This is a genomic window from Actinomadura coerulea (assembly GCF_014208105.1).
In the GTDB taxonomy this organism is placed as follows: Bacteria; Actinomycetota; Actinomycetes; order Streptosporangiales; family Streptosporangiaceae; genus Spirillospora; species Spirillospora coerulea.
In genome coordinates this window covers 7405455-7422678 of record NZ_JACHMQ010000001.1, presented here as the reverse complement: position 1 = coordinate 7422678, position 17224 = coordinate 7405455, and the positions used below count along the sequence as shown (strand labels likewise).

The following is a 17224-nucleotide window of genomic DNA, read 5'->3' as shown; positions in this document are numbered from 1 at the left end:
CAATGCAAGCATGAGCACCAGCGTTTCTTCCTCCCCCCTTCGCGACAGGCTCGAACTGGAGCGCGGCCGGATCGCGATCGGCGGGGTGCACGCCCTCGTCCGGCTGCTGCTGGAGCAGCGGCGCGCGGACGCCCGGCGGGGATGGCGGACCGCCGGTTTCGTGTCCGGGTACCGCGGGTCCCCGCTCGGCGGCCTGGACCAGCAGCTGCTGCGGGACGCGAAGCTGCTGGAGGGCCACGGCATCCGGTTCGTGCCGGGCGTGAACGAGGAGCTGGCGGCGACGGCCGTGTACGGGTCGCAGCTCGCCGAGCACCTGCCGGGTCCCCGGTTCGAGGGCGTGTTCGGGCTCTGGTACGGCAAGGCGCCCGGGGTCGACCGGTCGCTGGACGCGTTCAAGCACGCGAACTGGCTCGGCACGTCGGAGCGCGGCGGGGTGCTCGCCGTGGTGGGCGACGACCCGTCCGCGAAGTCGTCCACGCTGCCGTCGGCGACGGAGGGCGCGCTCGCGGAGGCGTTCATGCCGGTGCTGGTGCCCGGGTCGGTGGGCGACCTGCTGCGCCTCGGGCGGCACGGCTTCGAGATGTCCCGGTTCAGCGGGGCGTGGACCGGGTTCAAGCTCGTGACGGACGTCGCCGACTCCCACGAGATCGTGGACGCCGGGCCGGTCCCCGACCCGGTCCGCCCGGAGTTCGCGTGGCGCGGACGGCCGTGGAAGCCGACGCGCAAGCCGGGCGTCGACCTGCAGGGCACGACCGCCATCGAGACCGAGGTCCTCCAGGGCCGCCTGCTCGCCGCGACGGCCTACGCCGCCGCCAACGGGCTCGACCGGATCGAGGGCGCCGCCGGCGGCGCGGTCGTCGGGCTGGTCGCCGCGGGCCGCACCTACGTGGAGCTCCGCGAGGCCCTCGACCGCCTCGGCCTGGACGACGCGGCGCTGGAGCGCCGGGGCGTCCGGCTGCTGCGCCTCGCGCTGATCTACCCGCTGGACGCGGACCGGCTCCGCGAGTTCGCCCGGGGGCTGCGCGAGATCGTCGTCGTGGAGGAGAAGCGGCCGTTCGTCGAGACGCAGATCCGCGACATCCTGTACGACCTGCCGGAGCGTCCCGCCGTGTACGGCAAGAACGGCCCGGACGGCGCCGGCCTGGTCCCGCCGGACGGGGGCCTGGACGCCGACCGGCTCGTGAAGGCGCTCGCCGGGCTCCTCGCCGACCGTGTCGGGCAGGAGCACGTGGACCTGCGCGACGCGGTGCTGAAGCCCCGCAAGCCGCAGATCAACCTGCTCGCCCCGGCGCGCACCCCCTACTTCTGCTCGGGCTGCCCCCACAACCGGTCGACGGTCGTCCCGGACGGGTCGATCGCGGCGAGCGGCATCGGCTGCCACGTGATGACCGTGTTCACCGACCGCGGCATCGGCACCACGCAGATGGGCGGCGAGGGAGCGATGTGGGTGGGCGCGGCCCCGTTCTCCGACACCGGCCACATGTTCCAGAACCTCGGCGACGGGACGTTCTTCCACTCCGGCAGTCTCGCGGTGCGGCAGGCCGTCGCCGCCGGCACCAGCATCACCTTCAAGATCCTCTACAACGCGGCCGTGGCGATGACCGGCGGGCAGGACGCCGACGGCGGCTCCGACCCCGCGGCGATCACCCGGATGCTGCACGCCGAGGGCGTCGCGAAGATCGTGGTGGTGGCGGACGACCCGTCCCGCTACCCGCGCGGGACGGACTGGGCGCCCGGCGTCCGGGTCCGGCACCGCGACGACCTCGACGCCGTCCAGCGGGAGCTGCGCGACATCCCGGGCGTGACCGTGCTGCTGTACGACCAGGCGTGCGCGGCCGAGACGCGCCGCAAGCGCAAGCGCGGCCTCGTCCCCGACCCGCGGACCCGCGTCCTGATCAACGAGGCCGTCTGCGAGGGGTGCGGCGACTGCGGCACCAAGTCGAACTGCCTGAGCGTGGAGCCGGTCGAGACCGAGTTCGGCCGCAAGACGCAGATCAACCAGACGTCCTGCAACAAGGACTACTCCTGCGTCGACGGCGACTGCCCCTCGTTCGTCACCGTCCTGCCCGGCGAGAAACCCAAGGCGGCGCGGACCCTGGCGCCGATCGGCGAGCTGGAGGAGCCCGAGGCCCGGCCCGAGTCCGCGGACGTGCTGCTCGTCGGCATCGGCGGCACCGGCGTCGTGACGGTGAACCAGGTCCTCGCCACGGCGGCCCTCATCGACGGCCGGCACGCCCGCGCGCTCGACCAGACCGGGCTGAGCCAGAAGGCCGGCGCGGTCGTGTCGCACCTGCGCATCGGGACCGCCGAGCGGGACCGGCCGGGCATGGTCGGCGCGGGCGGCGCCGACGCCTACCTCGTGTTCGACTCCCTGGCGGGGACGAGCGAGGCCAACCTGCGCCGCTGCGCGCCGGACCGGACCGCCGCGGTCGTGTCGACCAGCGAGGTGCCGACCGGACGGATGATCGTGGACACCTCGGCGTCGCTGCCGCCGAGCGCGACGCTGGTCAGGCGGATCGCCGAGCGCACCCGGGCGGACCGGCTGGTCGCGTTCGACGCCCTCGCGCTCGCCGAGCGCTGGTTCGGCGCCACGACCACGGCCAACTTCGTGGTGGTCGGCGCCGCCTACCAGGCGGGGCTGCTGCCGCTGTCGGCGAAGGCGATCGAGGAGGCCCTCGCGCTGAACGGCGTGCAGGTGGAGGCGAACGTCCAGGCGTTCCGCGCCGGGCGCCGCCTCGTGCTCGAACCCGAAGGCCGCGACGACGCCGCGGCGGCGGCCGCGCGGGTCGCGCCGCGCCCGCTGGACGCGACGGCGTCCGCCGCGATGGACCTCGTCGACGAGTCCGGCGTGGACGGCGAGCTGGCCCGCGTCCTGCGGATCCGCGTCCCCGACCTCGCCGCCTACCAGAACCTCGCGCTCGCCAAGCGGTACCTGGACGCGGTCCTGCGCGTGGCCAGGGCCGAGGAGGCGGCGGGCTCCGGCGGGCGGCGCCTCGCGGTCGCCGTGGCGCGCAACCTGTACAAGCTGATGGCCTACAAGGACGAGTACGAGGTGGCCCGGCTGCACCTCGACCCGGAGCTCGCCCGGCGCGTCGAGGAGCAGTTCGGCCCCGGCTCCACGGTCGCGTACATGCTGCACCCGCCGCTGCTGCGGGCCGTCGGGGTGGACCGGAAGATCGCCCTCGGCCGGACGGCCCGCCCGGCGTTCCGCGCGCTGCGCGCGATGCGGCGGCTGCGCGGCACCCCGCTCGACCCGTTCGGCGCCACCGCGCAGCGGCGCGCCGAGCGGCGCCTCGTCACCGGGTACGTCGCGGTGGTGAACGAGCTGGTGGCCGGGTTGGACGCGGGCGCCGCCGGGGGCGGCCGGCTCGACGCCGCCGTCCGGATCGCCGAGCTGCCGGACATGATCCGCGGTTACGAGGACGTCAAGACCGAGAACATCGCCCGGTACGAGGAGACCCTGCGCGAGCTGCTCGCCGCGTGGCGGGCCGAGCGGTCGCCGAGCCGCGTGTGACACCCGGGTGAGCGCGATCGCCGGCGTCCCCGGCCGGGCCTGTCGAACCCGCCGGGGACGGCGGCGCGTACCTCCTGGCGAGGCGGGGACCGCGCCCGGCACCGGAGTGCGGCGAGGGTGACGTCCAGTGGATTCGGGCCTGCGGCCGACCGAGCGCTACCGCCTCGCGGAACGCCTCGACGGCGGGGGACGAAGGAGGTACCTCGCCGCCCGGATCGCCGAACTGCACGCCAAGCTCGTCACGCGGCTGAGGGAGCGCGGCCTGTCCCCCCGGCCTCGCCCGCGAACTGAACCGCGCCCTCGCGACCGGCCGATCGGAGGGCCTTGACGGCGGCATATCGTTTATCGTTATTATCGAAAAACGATAAGCCTCCCCAAGGAGAGTTGAGACATGACCCTGGCAGCGTGCTGGACGAAGTTCGACAGCCGTTTCCTGGAACTGGTCATCGGGATCGGCCTACTGCTGGTCGGACTCTTCCAGGCCCTCTTCCCGATCCTCGGCGTGACCGGCCCCTTCCCGCCGATCGACACCCGCGACGTCGACCTCCGCTCCACCGCGCAGGTGCCGCACCTCGCGTCCGGCGGGACGGTCCTGCGCGGCACCCACCACGCCGAACTGGCGGTCGGCGACCCCGGCCTCGGGGACCGGGTGCTGCTCGCCGCGCCCGAGGTCCTCCGCGCCGTGCTGATCATCGTGATCCTGTCGGTCCTGCTGCGGATGGCCGCGACGTTCCGCACCGGCGACGTCTTCGTCCCGGCGAACGTCCGGCGGCTCTTCGCGGTCTCCACCGCCGTCCTGCTGCTCGGCGTCGCCGCCCCCGCCTTCGACATGCTCACCACGAACGCGCTGGTCAGCGGCACCGCGCTCGAGGACGCGGTCGAGATCGGCTTCACGGTGCGGGCCTCCACCGTCCTGCTGGCCGTCCTGATCGCCGCGCTGGCCGGGGCGTTCGGGCACGGCGCCCGCCTGCGCGCCGACACCGAGGGCCTGGTCTGATGCCGCCCGAGGATCCCCACCAGATCACCGTCCACCTGGACGCGATCCTCGCCGACCGCGGCATCACCCTGGTCGAGCTGGCCGAACGCGTGGGCGTGACCCCCGTCAACCTCTCCATCCTGAAGAACGGCCGCGCGAAGGCGATCCGCTTCACCACCCTCAGCGCCCTGTGCCGCGAACTCGACTGCCAGCCCGGCGACATCCTCAACTACACCAAGGACTGACGCCAACCGTCGGACACGACGACCCCAGCCACCACAGCAACCACCAACTAAGCCAAACCGTCGCGATTGCGAGCGAAGCCAGGTTCGAGCCTGCGAGAACCTGATCGCCGAGTGAGCCGCCAGGCGAACCGAGGCGATGCAGCAATCGCACAATAAATACAGCAGGCACCTCTCCGGATGAGGTGCCTGCTGTGCGGGGTACGGGCGAACCGGGCCTCGCGGTCCGGGTCAAGGCTTCGCCCGTTTCCCGTGTCAAGGAGGGTTTCAGGCGCGGGCGATCACTTCCGTTTCTGGCTCGGGGACGGGACGGGACGGCCGGGGCCGGCGCGGGGTCATGCCAAGGGCGGCGATCGCTGCGATCACCATGAACCCGCCGACCATCAGCCAGGCGTGGACGTAGGCGGTGTGGGCACCGGGGTACCCGTGCGGGGTGCCGAGGACGGCGACGGCGAGGCTGACGCCGAGGACCGCGCCGATCTGCCGGCTCATGTTCACCACGGCGCTGCCCGTCGCGTAGCGGTGGGGCGGCAGTTCGACGGCGGCGGCGGACAGGATGGTGGGCAGGGCGAGCCCGACGCCGGTCCCTCCGACCAGCCAGCCCGGCAGCATCGCGGCGGCGTAGGCCGGGGCCGGGCCCAGGCTCATCGCGATCATGACGACGCCGAACGCGCACAGCAGGCATCCGACGGCGGTGATCAGCCCGACCGGGACGCGCGCGGCGAGGCGCCCGGCGATGAGGGCCATCACGGGGACCATCAGGGGGCCGGGCGCGACGGCGAGCCCGGTGCGGATCGGCGAGTAGTGCCAGACCTGCTGCATCCACAGCACGCCGAGCAGCAGGTTGGCGGCGAACGCGACGGTGAACAGCAGCACCGCGGCGTTGGACCAGAGGAAGGTGCGGACGGCCAGCAGCGCGGGCTCGATCACCGGCGCGGGGTGGCGCAGGGAGCGCAGCCAGAACCAGGCGAGGCCGAGCAGCGCGGCGGCGACCACGAGGACCGTCCGCTCGCCCGGCCAGTCGTTGATCTTCACCACGCCGAGCGCCAGCAGCGCGATCGCCGCGGTCGCCACGGCGGTGCCGGGCAGGTCGGGGACGCGGGCGGTCACGCCCTCCCGCGAGTCGGGGACGAGGCGGGCCGCGAGCAGCACCGCCGCGATCCCGATGGGGACGTTGACCTCGAACACCCAGCGCCAGGAGGCGTCCACCAGGACGCCGCCGACCGCGGGACCGGCCGCGGCGGCGATCGCCGAGGCGGCCGACCAGATCCGCACCGCGCCGCCGCGCCGCTCGGCGGGGAACGCCGACAGCAGCAGCCCGAGGCTGGTGGGGATGAGCGCCGCGGCGCCCGCGGCCTGCACGACGCGGAAGGCGACGAGCCACCACAGCGACGGGGCGGCGGCGCACGCCTGGGAGGCGAGGGTGAAGACGGTCAGGCCGATGAGGAGGCCCGCCTTGCGGCCGTAGCGGTCGGCGAGCCGGCCGAGCGGCACGAGAAGGGCGGCGAACACGATCGCGTATCCGTTGAGCACCCACGACAGGTCGGCCATCGACTCCCCGGCGAAGTCGCGGCCGATGTCGGTGAACGCCACGTTGACGATGAACAGGTCGAGGCCCGCCATGAAGGAGGCGACGGAGAGCACCGCGAGCACCGGTCCCCTGCGGACCCGGCCCGCGCCGCGCACCTGACTTTGTTCCACCATAGTCAGGGAGGCTAGCGAGCCCCCTGACTTTGGTCAAGCAAAGTCAGCAGGTTTATAGTGGAAGGGTGACAATCTCACTGGAAGGGCATTTCGCCGACCGCGACGCCTGGTCGATGCAGAACTGCCCGGTCGCGAGGACGCTCGCCGCGCTCGGCCCGCCGTCGGCTGTGCTGGTGCTCAGCGAGGCCTTCTTCGGGACGAACCGTTTCGGCGACTTCGTGCGCAACCTCGGCATGACCGAGTCGGCCGTCACCGCCCGGCTGCGCCACCTCGTCGACGCGGGCCTGCTCACCAGGGAGCCCTACCAGGAGCCCGGGCAGCGCACGCGGTACGAGTACCACCTGACGAAGATGGGCCTGGACCTCGCGCCCACCCTCGTCAGCCTCATGGAATGGGGCGAGACCTACCTCCCCCACGAGGAGGGGCGCCAGGTCATGCTGACGCACGCCCGCTGCGGCGAGCGCGTGACGGCGCAGGTCAGGTGCGCGGACGGCCACGACGTCGCGGTGGACGAGATCGTCATGGGCCCGCCGGGCGCGGCCGACGACGAGCAGGGCGACGGCGGATCCGGGGGCTGACGGGCGGCCGCGGCGGCTACGCCTGCCGGGTGCCGCCCGCGAGCCGCAGCGCGTGCTCGACCAGCGAGACGAGCACCTGCTTCGCCGACACGGCCCGGCGGGCGTCGCACAGCAGCACGGGGACGTGGGGGTCGATGTCCAGGGCCGTCCGGATCTCGGGCGCCTCGTAGCGGTCGGCGTCGTCGAAGCAGTTGACGGCGACGACGAACGGCGTGCCCTTGCGCTCGAAGTAGTCGATCGAGGCGAAGCTCGCCATGAGCCGCCGCGTGTCGGCGAGCACGACCGCGCCGAGCGCGCCGCGCGACAACTCGTTCCACATGAACCAGAACCGCTCCTGGCCGGGCGTCCCGAACAGGTAGATGGCGACGCCGTCGCGCAGCGTGATGCGGCCGAAGTCCATCGCGACGGTCGTGGTGGTCTTGGCGGCCACGCCGTCGAGGTCGTCGACGCCGACGCTCACGTCGGTCAGCGCCTCCTCGGTGCGCAGCGGGCGGATCTCGCTGACCGCGCCGACCAGGGTCGTCTTCCCGACGCCGAACCCTCCGGCGACGAGGATCTTCAGCGCGACGCGCGGACCGTCCGCCCGGTCGTCGGGCTCGTCCGGTTCCGCGGTGGCGGGGGGCGGGGCGTCAGAGCGCGCGGAGTTCATCGAGCACCCTCCTGAGCAGGTTCGGGTCGTTGTGCGGCTGGAGCGCGGTCGCCGGGCCGAAAGGCCCGGACGGCGACGGCGCCGGGGACCATCGCTGGACTTCCAGGAGGCCGGAGTCGAGCAGGTCGCCGGCCAGCACCCGGATCACGCCGAAGGGCAGGTTCAGGTCCGAGGCGAGGTCGGCGAGGGCGTGCGGGCGCCGGCACAGCGCCAGCAGCCCGCGCTGCTGGCGCGAGAGCCGGCCGGGTTCGGGCGGCGGCCGCCCGGTCGCGACGAGGATCGCCACGATGTCGAGCGGCTCGCCGCTCGGCCGGGTGCGGCCGCGCGTCACCGCGTAGGGGCGGACGATCGGCCCGGCGGCCGCGTCGAGCCACCGTTCCCTGCCGGGACCCCGGGGAGCACCGGGCCCTTCACTGGGGTCCATGGCGGGTCACCGGTGTCCGGGCCCGGGCGCGCCCTGCCTGAGTCCGGTGGACAGCTGCCTGCCGACCCGCTTGACCAGCATCGTCATCTCGTAGGCGACGAGGCCCGCGTTGGCGCCGACCTCGCTGAGCAGCGCGAGGCAGCTGTTGGCCCCGGCCGGGACGACGAAGAACAGGCCCTTGTCCATCTCGACGAGCGTCTGCCGGATCTCGCCGGAGTCCAGTTGCGGACGCGCCCCGACGGCGAGGCTGTGGAACCCGGCGGCGAGGGCCGCGAGGTACTCGGAGTCCTCGCGCCCGACGCCCCGCGACATGCCCATCACGAGCCCGTCCCGGGACAGCACGACCACCTTCCGGATCTGCGGGACCCGGTCCACCAGGTCGTCGAGGAGGAAGTTCAGCTCGGCGGCCGCTCCCTGATAGGTCATGATCTTCCCTCCATGCCGTCCGCGGGTCCTTCGGGCGCCTCGTCCTCGTCCCGGCCGCGCAGCCAGCCCGCCTGCAGCGACGCGAACAGGTCGCGGGACGCCTCCGCCGACCGTTCCTCCCAGGCGGCGACGGCGTCGCCGGTGGCCGCGGGCTCTTGTCCGTACGGACCGGTCTCCTCGCGGGAGCCGGTGTCCTCGTAGGCGCCGGCGTCGCGCAGCTGCGGCGCCAGGCTCCCGCCGCGCACCCGGCGCGGCAGCGGGGCCCGCCCGCCGCCGGTCGTCTGCGCGTCCCCGAACCGCGCCCCGCCGAACGACGTCTCGCCGAACGACGTCTCGCCGAACGACGCGGGCGCCCCGTACTGGCCGGCGGCTCCGCCGTAGGAACCTCCGCCGTAGGAGGGCGCGCGGGGACCCGCGGCCTGGAACGGACGCGCGGCGCCGGTCGGCGGCGGACCGTGCGGCGGTGGGGTGCCGAACGACGTCGGGGTCTGGTCACCGTCGTCGAACCCCACCGCCGCGTTCTGGTCCGGCTTCTCCTCGCTCGTCCATCGGGGGAGGGACACCGGCGTCTCCGGCGGCGCGCCGCCGGGCACTGAATTCGGAGGCACTGGACACGGGGGCACCGCGCTGTCGGGCACTGCCCGGTTGGGCGCCGTGTCGGTCGACGCCGCGTCCTGGGCGGGGGCGATGTCGTACACCGGCGCGTTGAGCGTCGCGGTGGACGACGGCGCCGGAGGCGTGGGCCACGCGCGCATCGACCCGTTCGCCGCCGCCGCGCCCCGCTGCTGGGCGGGACCGGCCTGGACGGCGCCGTCCTCGTCCTCGGGCTGGTCGACGTCCACGATCAGCCGGCGCGGGATCAGCACGACGGCGCTGACGCCCCCGTACAGGGACGGCTGCAGCGCGACCCTGATGCCGTGCCGGCCGGCGAGCCGGCCGACGACGAACAGGCCGAGCCGGTCGGTGACGGCCAGGTCGAACTCGGGCGGCCGCGACAGCCGCAGGTTCAGCGCGTCCAGCTCGGACTGGTCGAGCCCGATGCCGCGGTCGATGATGTCGACGGCGAACCCGTTGGCGCCCATCTCGCCGCGGACGAGCACCTCGGTGGGCGCGGGCGAGAACACCGTGGCGTTCTCGATCAGCTCGGCGAGCAGGTGGATGATGTCGGCGACGGCCTCGCCGATCACCGCGGCCTGCCCGGACACCACGACGATCTCGACCCGGGTGTAGTCCTCGACCTCGGCGACCGCGGCGCGCAGCACGTCCTCGACGTGCACCGGCCGGCTCCAGCCCCGCCCGGGGGACGTCCCGGACAGGATGACCAGGCCCTCGGCGTGGCGGCGCATGCGGGTGGTGAGGTGGTCGAGGCGGAACAGGTCCTCCAGCACCTTGGGGTCGGAGGCGTCGCGCTCCATCTCGTCCAGCATCCGCAGCTGGCGGTGCAGCAGCGACTGGCTGCGCCACGCGACGTTGAGGAACACGCGGCTGATGCCCTGCCGCAGGTAGGACTCCCGCACGGCGGTCTCGATCGCGGTGTGCTGCACCTTGGTGAAGGCGTCGCCGACCCGCGCGACCTCCCGGGACCTGCCGATGACGAGCGGCGGCGCCTCGGCGTCCACGTCCACCTCCTCGCCGCGCCGCAGCCGGGCGACGACGCCGGGCAGCCGGTCCTCGGCGAGCTTCAGCGCGGCGCGCTGCAGCCCCCGCAACTCCCGCGACAGGCTGCGCGCGGCCAGCAGCGACAGCACGATCGAGGCGATCACCGCGAGGAGCCCGAACCCGCCCGCCAGGACGAGCCGCATGATGATCCGCTCACCGATCGGCTTGGCCATCTCGTTGAGCGCGAGGCTCGCCTCGGTGACCTTCTGCGCCCACGCCTGCGACAGCAGCTGCGTGGTGGCCTGCCAGTCCGCGGCCTCGGGCGGCAGCCGGTCGCCGCGCGCGCCGACGATCGCGTCCTCGGCCGCCCGGTACCGCTGGTACTCCGCGGACGCGGCGAGCCTGCCGAGGGGCCCGCGGATCTGCTCGTTGAGGTCGGCGAGCCCGGCCTCGAACTCGCGCCGCCCCTCCGCGGCCCACTGGACGAACGCGGTGTGCTCGGCGGGCGTGAGCCGCCCGTTGCGCGCCATCGCCGCGGTGACGAGCGAGTCCTCCCGCAGCATGTAGGCGCGGGCGTTGCCGATGCCGATCAGAGCCCGGCCCTGGGTGAAGATGGCGACGTCGTTGACGGTCACCAGGCCGTCGAAGACCTTGATGACCTGGTCGAGCAGGACGCTGTAGGAGTTGATGACCTCCAGCGGCTGGACCCGGCCCGAGTCGACTCTGGCGCGCAGCTGCGGCAGCCGGTCCAGCGCCTTCACCGCCTCGGCGAGCCGCCGCTTGGTCTCCGGCCGGGCCGCGTCCCTCGCCTCGGGCGACAGGGCCGTCGAGCGGAACGCCTTGTCCACGGCGCTCACCCGGGCGCGCTGCCCGCCCAGCTTCTGCCGGTCGGCCTGGTCGCGCGTGCTGAGCGCGACGACGCTGAGCGAACGCTCCGCCTGGAGCTGGTTCACCAGGTAGATGCCGGGAAGGCCCACCTTCTCGTACGTCGTGGAGAAGTCATACTTGTCGAACGCGTCGCCGAGCGTGATGTTCGCGGCGAACGCCCACAGGGTGATGAGGGACACCAGCGGGACCAGCAGCAGCGCCGTGATCCGCAGCCGGATGGGACGCCGGCGCCGGGGCCTTCCGCCGGACGCGTCGTCGCGGGGTGTCGTGCGGGACATCGAGATCACTACCTCTAGCCGGGGGCGGGCCGCGCCTGCCGGCGCGGGGGCCGGGCGGCCCGTGTGTCAGGGGTGCGGGGTCAGGGGCCGGCCTCGTCCAGGGCCGCGCGGGCGACCAGCCCGCGCAGCCGATCGGTGATCATGGCGACGGCCTGGGCGTGCCCGCGCAGGGCCTTGTCCCGCGCGGTGTACTGCCCGATGTCGGCGTGCATCGCGTGGTCGGACGCGATCGTCTGCCACAGCAGCGGCCTTCCGTTCGCCGCGATGCCGAGGTCGATCACGGTGAACCAGGTCGAGACGACCACGACGACGGCGCCGACGCGGATGACGTCCTGCGCGAGCAGGCGTTCCCGCACGTCGAGCAGCAGCCGCTGGGCCTCCTCGGCCGTGGCGCGGCGCCCGTCCTCCCGGTAGTAGCCGGGGGGACGGCGGGGGTCGGCGGGCCGCAGGCCGGCGGGCTCCCCCGCGGGCCGGCGGTCGCCGGGCCCCGGGTCGGCGGGCCTCAGGTCGATCGGCCACCGGTCTGCGGGCCGCAGGTCGGCGGACCGCCGCTCGGAAGCCCTCGGGTCGGCGGGCCGCCCATCGGCGGCCCACGTGCCGGTGGGCCGCTCATCGGCGGGCCGCCTGTCGGCGGGCATGGCGTCAGCAGGCATGGCATCTCCCATCGCCGTACCGGGTGCGCGGGAGACGCTCAGTGGCCGGGGTGCTCGTCCCGCGGCCAGGCGCGCACCTCGCACCAGACCGCCTTGCCGGAGGCGGTGTGCTCGGTGCCGTGCCGGTCGGCCATCACCGCGACGAGGAACCAGCCGCGCCCCGTCTCCTCCATGAGGTCGACCGGCCGCGCCGTCGGGACGGCGGCGCTCTGGTCGTGCACCTCGATGCGGAGCCGGGCCCCGGCGCGCAGGAGCCGCAGGCACAGCGCGCCTCCGGCGGCCGGCGCGTGCCGGACGGCGTTGGTGACCAGTTCGGACACCAGGACCTCGGCGTCGTCGGCGATGTGCCCGACGCCGGACGCGGTGCTGACGGACCTGCTGAAGCGCCGCGCCGCCGGCACGGACGCGCGCTCGGCGGGCAGCGTCAGCTCGCCCAGCAGGACCACCGGCGGCTCGTCCAGGCCCCGCGGCCCGTTCGGCGCCGTGCCGTTCGGCGGCGCGACCGGCGTCGCGGTGGTGGTCAGATGGCTCGGGAGTGGGGTGCTAGGGAGTTCGATGGTGTGGTGGTCGCCCGACATCATGATGAACGCCTCCTTGACTAAGGCGTGCCGCCCTGTTCCAGCCCTGCCGGGGTGCGAGGCTGAGGTGGGCGTGGGGGGTCTGTGCCGGTGCCGCCGCCGTCCGGGCAGGCGGTGGCACGGCGTGCGAGGCTCGCGGCGGCCTCATGGCGGGCCGCTCCCCTCGGACTCTGTGCCCGCCCGGGCCCGCAGCAGCCGGGCGGTGCTGGTGAACCACGCGTAGTTCTCCTGCTCGAAGCGGCGTCCGCGCAGGCACGTGAGGTAGGGCCCGAGAGGGGACCCCGTGCGCAGGAAGGACTCCTCGTCCAGGTCGCCGCGCAGGTGCTTGAGGGTGCGTTCGAAGACCTCGACCTTGGCCGCCGAGGCCACCGCCCGGTCCTCCAGCTGCGCGATGACGGAGTCGGCGCAGATGTGGTCCACGGCCTGCACCATGACGAGCAGGTTCTCGCGGATGATCCCTGGCTTGGCGGGGGTCACGGCGAACCGTTCGAGTTCGTCGACGCCGGCCTGGGTGACGGTGTACACGCGCTTGTTGGGACGATCGTGCTGGATGATCTGCCGCCCGCTGATCAGACCTTCCGTCTCCAACCTCGACAGCTCCGAGTAGAGCTGCTGCGGCACGGCATGCCAGAAGTTGGAGACCGACAAATCGAAGATCTTTGCCAGCTGGTAGCCGCTGTACTCGCCGTCGAGCAGCGCCGCCAGCACCGCGTGACGTAGCGCCATCGGCCTTCTCCCCCCGCCTTGACTCAGGGTGATGCCCGACGTTAGCAGACAACGACATGATTAGTCATCATGTTGACTAGGATTGGTCAGCGTCGATCGGTGCGGGCGCCCTCCGGAGGCCGGCGACGCCCGGTTCGAGATCGGCCGCGAGTTCGGTGATCTTTCCCGTCAGGAACGCCTCGCGGGTCAGCCGGCGCTGCATCTTCCCGCTGGTCGTCCGCCTGACCGAGCCCCGCGCGGCCAGCACGACGCTGACGGCGGGCAGCTCGAACGTCCGGGCGACCCGCGTCCTGACGGCGGAGGCCACCTCCTCCAGGGGCGTCCCGGCGGCGGCGCGGGTGCTGATCTCCTGGACGATGACGACCTGCTCCCGGCTCGCGTCGAGCGCGCCGCCCCCGCCGGGCCGGCCGCCCGGCGGCGCCGGGCCGAGGTCGGGGTCGATGGCGGCGTCGATCGCGAAGGCGGCGCCGAGCAGGGCGGCCGGGTGGGATGCGCGTGCCACCTCCTCGATGTCGTGCGCGTGGATGTTGCGGCCGTTGACGATGATCAGGTCCTTGATCCGCCCGGTGACGTAGAGCTCGCCGTCGGCGGTGAAGCCGAGATCGCCCGTCCGCAGGAACGGGCCCTCGCCGGCGGACGTGCGGGCGCGGAAGGTCGCCTCGGTCTGCTCGGGGCTCCCCCAGTAGCCGCGGGCGACGCTGCCCCCGCGCACCCAGATCTCCCCCACGCGCCGCTCCGGCCGCTCCGCGCGCGTCTCGGGGTCGACGACGCGGACGTCCAGGGTGACGGGACGGCCGCTGCTGACGAGCCGCCTGGCGCCCCCGGCGGCGGGGTCCCCGCCCGTGAGGCCCGGCTCGTCCGCGGGGACGGCCTCGTTCCGCGCGAGGGCCCCGGCGTCGAAGTCGCGGACGACCGGGCCCCCGCCGAGAGGCGCGCCGGTGATGAGCAGGGTCGTCTCGGCCATCCCGTAGCACGGCATCCACATCGAGGGCCGGAAGCCGACCGGGGCCAACCGCTCGGCCACCGCCTCCAGCGTCGCGGCCCGGACGGGCTCTGCGCCGTTCTTCACGACGGTCAGCGACGACAGGTCCAGGCCCTCCAGCTGCCGGTCGGTGACGCGCCGCAGCACCAGCTCGTACCCGAAGTTGGGCGCCACGGTGATCGTCCCCCGGTACCGGGTGATCAGCTCCAGCCACAGCACGGGGCGCTTGATGAACGTGATCGGCGAGGTGAACACGTACCGGCAGCCGAGGTAGAGCGGCTGGAGGAACTGACCGACCAGGCCCATGTCGTGGTAGTGCGGCACCCAGCCGACGCCGACCGTGGCGGGCGACCCCTCGATGCGGCGCTTGATCTCCTCGCCGTTGGCCACCAGGTTGCCGTGGGTGACCATGACGCCCTTCGGCTCGCTGGTCGACCCCGAGGTGTACTGGAGGAAGGCGACGGTGTCCGGGCCGGACCGCGGCGGGGACCAGTCGCCGGCGTCGGTGTCCTTGCCCGCCTGGGTGTCCAGGCAGTGCACGCGCCCCTTCAGCCCGGCGGCCGACAGCCACGCGTCGAGGGTGTCGCGGTGGGCGGTGTCGGTGAGGATCAGCGCGACGTCGGCGTCCTCGATGATCCGGCGGGTCCGGCCGAAGCGGCCCGCGTCCAGGTCGGGGAGCGGGGCCGGGACGGCGATGACGCGCGCGTACAGGCAGCCGAGGAAGGCCGCCAGGAACTCCAGCCCCTCCGGATAGAGCAGCAGGACGGCCCGGTCCCGCAGGCCGCGCGCCTCCAGGCGGCAGCCGAGCGCGCGGGCCCGGCGGTCCAGGTCGGCGAAGCCGAGCACGTTCTCCTTGTACCTGCGCCCCGGTTCCTCGCTGATGAAGGTGAAGGAGCGGGTGTCGCCGTGCGTCCGGATGTTCTCCCGGACGAGCGACACGAAATCTCTCGCCGTCTCCGGTGGCCCGGCCATGGGTGTCACCCGTCCTCGGGTGAGATGAGCAGGGAGGGCGGGAGCGCGGACAGGGAGAGCAGGGAGAACCAGCGCCGCTCGCCCGTGCCGCCGAACATCGCGTCCTCCAGCGGCGGGAGGAAGTCCTCGGACAGGACGGTGTCGGGCTGCGCCCGCTGGAGCAGCCGCTGCAGGCACAGGACGAGCCACTGGCCGTCCTCGAACGCCCCGCCGAACACCCGCCGGTTGTGCAGCCAGGTGAGCATGCACGAGGTCATCGCGTGCAGCTCGCAGTACCGCTTGGCCCGCGTCAGCGCCGCCACGGAGGAGGTGTCGCCCTCGTTCGCGCGGATGCCCTCCTCGATCCTGGCGCGCAGGGCGCCGATGGCCGACAGCAGGTCCTTCAGCTCGGCCGCGACGCCGGGCGCGGCGTGCGCGTTCGCCGCCGCCAGCACCTCCTCGGAGATCTCCTCGAACCGCTGGCCGATCTCGTCGCGGCCCTCGTTGGTGAGTTGGAGCAGGCGGCCGTCGGGTTCCCAGGCGGGCGGCGTCCGCGTCCAGCCGAACAGGTCGGCGAGCAGCTCGTCCTCGCGGCCCGTCTCCGCCGGCGGGTCGACCAGGAAGGGCAGCTGGCCCGCGACGTTGGCGAGGTTCACGTGCGTGGTGCCCTCGAAGATGCTCGCGATCGCGTGGTCGCGCTGCAGCTTCTGGAACACCCCGTGCGCCACGCCCTCGCGCAGGTAGCCGCGCGCGGCGAGCACCGTCCCGATGCTGGCCACGACCTCCTCGCCGAGGACCGGCACGAAGTACTTCACGATCGAGGACCACAGGCTGAGCCGCCCGGGCGCGACCGTCAGGCAGCGCGCCACCGGGATCGCCACGCACTCGGCGATCAGCAGGTCCAGATGCGCCTTGACCAGATGGTCGCGGATCACCGGGATCCGGTAGATGTCCGAGCCGTACAGGGTGCGCTGGCGCGCGTACTCCATCCCGATGCGCACCACCGCGTCCATCGTCCCCACCGACAGCGCCGCGATCGCGGTCCGGGTGATCTGCAGGGTCTTCAGCGTCTGGACGAGCCCGGAGCCGCGCCGCCCGATCACCCGCTCGGCGGGCAGCCGCGCCCCGGAGAACGCGACGCCGGACAGGTCGTGGCCGCGCAGCCCGACCGTCCGGACGGGGGGCAGCGTCGACCAGGCCGCCGGGTCGAGCTCCCGCTTGTCGACCAGGATGAGGGAGAAGTCGCGGGGGCCGGTCTTCGCATAGGTGGTGACGAACCGCCCGCGGGTGGCGTTGCCGACCGGCCACTTCACCCCGGTGAGCACAAGTTCGTCCCCCTGGATGTCGGCCTCCGACTCCGACGCCATCACGTCGCTGCCGTGGTCGGCCTCGGAGACGCCGAAGCAGGCCAGGTCGCCGCGCAGCACCCCGTCCGCCACCGTCCTGCGCTGCCACGCGTCGCCCCACAGCCACACCGGGTTGACCGCCAGCAACCCGGACCCGTACATGACCGCGACGGTGACGCTGCGGCGCGAGATGCCGCGGGTGACGAAGAACAGCTCCTCCAGCGTCGTCAGGCGCCCGCCGAGCCCGCTCGGCACCAGGTACTTCGGGAAGCCCCACGCACGGACGGCGTCCACCGCGCCCGGGGGGATCTCGTCGCGCTCCTCCGCCTCCACGATGGCCTTGTAGGAGAACGGCCCGGCCTCGTCGTCCATCGGGTCGCCGAGGTAGCCGTCCAGGTCGGCGGCGATCCGGTGCGCCGGGGCCAGCCTCTCGCGCGGGTGCGGTCCCGGCGCGGGACCCCCCGAAGCGGACTGCTCGGTCGCGAGGCTCCCGGACGAGGGGTTCTCGGATGAGGGGTTTTCTGACGAGGGGTTCTCGGACTGGCCCGGGTGGACGGAATGCGCGGGATGGGCGGGGCTCTCCGCGCGGGCCCCGGGGGCGGAGTGAGCGGGCCGGGCGGGGTGTGCGGGGACCTTGCTATCCATTTTTCCTTCGACTCCCTAGTGTGGGTCGCGCCTTCCGGTTCGCGGGCCGCGACTCCTGTGCGGGT

14 protein-coding genes are annotated in these 17224 nt (G+C 73.6%); 4 read left to right on the top strand and 10 right to left on the bottom strand.

Annotated features, from left to right (window positions below; all coding sequences use genetic code 11):
• The first annotated feature begins 10 nt into the window (after window positions 1–10).
• The 3 genes from BKA00_RS34535 to BKA00_RS34525 all read left to right on the top strand — a co-directional run bounded on the left by BKA00_RS34535 (window position 11) and on the right by BKA00_RS34525 (window position 4735).
• A complete protein-coding gene (locus BKA00_RS34535) occupies window positions 11–3514 on the top strand; it encodes an indolepyruvate ferredoxin oxidoreductase family protein (protein ID WP_185032221.1) in 3504 nt (1167 codons plus the stop codon).
• A 391-nt stretch (window positions 3515–3905) separates the two neighbouring features.
• A complete protein-coding gene (locus BKA00_RS34530; RefSeq protein WP_185032219.1) occupies window positions 3906–4511 on the top strand; it encodes a DUF2975 domain-containing protein in 606 nt (201 codons plus the stop codon).
• Window positions 4511–4735, top strand: coding sequence for a helix-turn-helix domain-containing protein (locus tag BKA00_RS34525; RefSeq protein ID WP_185032217.1), 225 nt, complete (start codon window positions 4511–4513; stop codon window positions 4733–4735). Before BKA00_RS34530 ends, BKA00_RS34525 begins: the two co-directional genes overlap by 1 nt.
• Before the next feature lie 264 nt (window positions 4736–4999).
• Here BKA00_RS34525 and BKA00_RS34520 read toward each other — a convergent pair whose 3' ends face one another.
• Entirely contained in the window at window positions 5000–6436 is a 1437-nt protein-coding gene (locus BKA00_RS34520) for an MFS transporter (RefSeq protein WP_185032215.1), read from the bottom strand.
• A gap of 65 nt (window positions 6437–6501) precedes the next feature.
• Here BKA00_RS34520 and BKA00_RS34515 point away from each other — a divergent pair, with 65 nt between their 5' ends.
• Complete coding sequence (locus tag BKA00_RS34515) at window positions 6502–7014, top strand: winged helix-turn-helix transcriptional regulator (RefSeq protein WP_221493419.1); 513 nt, start codon at window positions 6502–6504, stop codon at window positions 7012–7014.
• Window positions 7015–7030: 16 nt separating this feature from the next.
• On the opposite strand, the gene BKA00_RS34510 is transcribed toward BKA00_RS34515, so the two are convergent.
• The 9 genes from BKA00_RS34510 to BKA00_RS38435 all read right to left on the bottom strand — a co-directional run bounded on the left by BKA00_RS34510 (window position 7031) and on the right by BKA00_RS38435 (window position 17159).
• The gene (locus tag BKA00_RS34510) at window positions 7031–7663 is read right to left on the bottom strand and encodes a GTP-binding protein (RefSeq protein ID WP_185032213.1); all 633 of its coding nucleotides are present in this window, start codon (window positions 7661–7663) and stop codon (window positions 7031–7033) included.
• A complete protein-coding gene (locus BKA00_RS34505) occupies window positions 7644–8087 on the bottom strand; it encodes a DUF742 domain-containing protein (protein ID WP_185032211.1) in 444 nt (147 codons plus the stop codon). The genes BKA00_RS34510 and BKA00_RS34505 overlap by 20 nt, the downstream gene beginning before the upstream one ends.
• Before the next feature lie 6 nt (window positions 8088–8093).
• Window positions 8094–8513 carry a roadblock/LC7 domain-containing protein gene (locus BKA00_RS34500; RefSeq protein ID WP_185032209.1) on the bottom strand — a complete coding sequence of 140 codons (420 nt, stop codon included), beginning with the start codon at window positions 8511–8513 and terminating at the stop codon, window positions 8094–8096.
• Entirely contained in the window at window positions 8510–11278 is a 2769-nt protein-coding gene (locus BKA00_RS34495) for a sensor histidine kinase (RefSeq protein ID WP_185032207.1), read from the bottom strand. The genes BKA00_RS34500 and BKA00_RS34495 overlap by 4 nt, the downstream gene beginning before the upstream one ends.
• An 80-nt stretch (window positions 11279–11358) precedes the next feature.
• A complete protein-coding gene (locus BKA00_RS34490) occupies window positions 11359–11931 on the bottom strand; it encodes a hypothetical protein (protein WP_185032205.1) in 573 nt (190 codons plus the stop codon).
• Between the two features lie 38 nt (window positions 11932–11969).
• Window positions 11970–12512 carry an ATP-binding protein gene (locus BKA00_RS34485; protein WP_185032203.1) on the bottom strand — a complete coding sequence of 181 codons (543 nt, stop codon included), beginning with the start codon at window positions 12510–12512 and terminating at the stop codon, window positions 11970–11972.
• Window positions 12513–12653: 141 nt separating this feature from the next.
• Entirely contained in the window at window positions 12654–13235 is a 582-nt protein-coding gene (locus BKA00_RS34480; protein ID WP_185032202.1) for a PadR family transcriptional regulator, read from the bottom strand.
• A 76-nt stretch (window positions 13236–13311) separates the two neighbouring features.
• Complete coding sequence (locus BKA00_RS34475; protein WP_185032200.1) at window positions 13312–15189, bottom strand: fatty acyl-AMP ligase; 1878 nt, start codon at window positions 15187–15189, stop codon at window positions 13312–13314.
• Window positions 15190–15194: 5 nt separating this feature from the next.
• Window positions 15195–17159, bottom strand: a complete 1965-nt coding sequence (locus tag BKA00_RS38435; protein WP_221493418.1) for an acyl-CoA dehydrogenase family protein — start codon at window positions 17157–17159, stop codon at window positions 15195–15197.
• Window positions 17160–17224: the final 65 nt, after the last annotated feature.

Bases quoted from the DNA above. Each gene is read 5' to 3' on its own strand.
- BKA00_RS34485 (WP_185032203.1), bottom strand. From the start codon at position 12,512: ATGATGTCGGGCGACCACCACACCATCGAACTCCCTAGCACCCCACTC.
- BKA00_RS34530 (WP_185032219.1), top strand. From the start codon at position 3,906: ATGACCCTGGCAGCGTGCTGGACGAAGTTCGACAGCCGTTTCCTGGAA.
- BKA00_RS34525 (WP_185032217.1), top strand. From the start codon at position 4,511: ATGCCGCCCGAGGATCCCCACCAGATCACCGTCCACCTGGACGCGATC.
- BKA00_RS34510 (WP_185032213.1), bottom strand. From the start codon at position 7,663: ATGAACTCCGCGCGCTCTGACGCCCCGCCCCCCGCCACCGCGGAACCG.
- BKA00_RS34475 (WP_185032200.1), bottom strand. From the start codon at position 15,189: ATGGCCGGGCCACCGGAGACGGCGAGAGATTTCGTGTCGCTCGTCCGG.
- BKA00_RS34480 (WP_185032202.1), bottom strand. From the start codon at position 13,235: ATGGCGCTACGTCACGCGGTGCTGGCGGCGCTGCTCGACGGCGAGTAC.
- BKA00_RS34495 (WP_185032207.1), bottom strand. From the start codon at position 11,278: ATGTCCCGCACGACACCCCGCGACGACGCGTCCGGCGGAAGGCCCCGG.
- BKA00_RS34520 (WP_185032215.1), bottom strand. From the start codon at position 6,436: ATGGTGGAACAAAGTCAGGTGCGCGGCGCGGGCCGGGTCCGCAGGGGA.
- BKA00_RS34505 (WP_185032211.1), bottom strand. From the start codon at position 8,087: ATGGACCCCAGTGAAGGGCCCGGTGCTCCCCGGGGTCCCGGCAGGGAA.
- BKA00_RS38435 (WP_221493418.1), bottom strand. From the start codon at position 17,159: ATGGATAGCAAGGTCCCCGCACACCCCGCCCGGCCCGCTCACTCCGCC.
- BKA00_RS34490 (WP_185032205.1), bottom strand. From the start codon at position 11,931: ATGCCTGCTGACGCCATGCCCGCCGACAGGCGGCCCGCCGATGAGCGG.
- BKA00_RS34500 (WP_185032209.1), bottom strand. From the start codon at position 8,513: ATGACCTATCAGGGAGCGGCCGCCGAGCTGAACTTCCTCCTCGACGAC.
- BKA00_RS34535 (WP_185032221.1), top strand. From the start codon at position 11: ATGAGCACCAGCGTTTCTTCCTCCCCCCTTCGCGACAGGCTCGAACTG.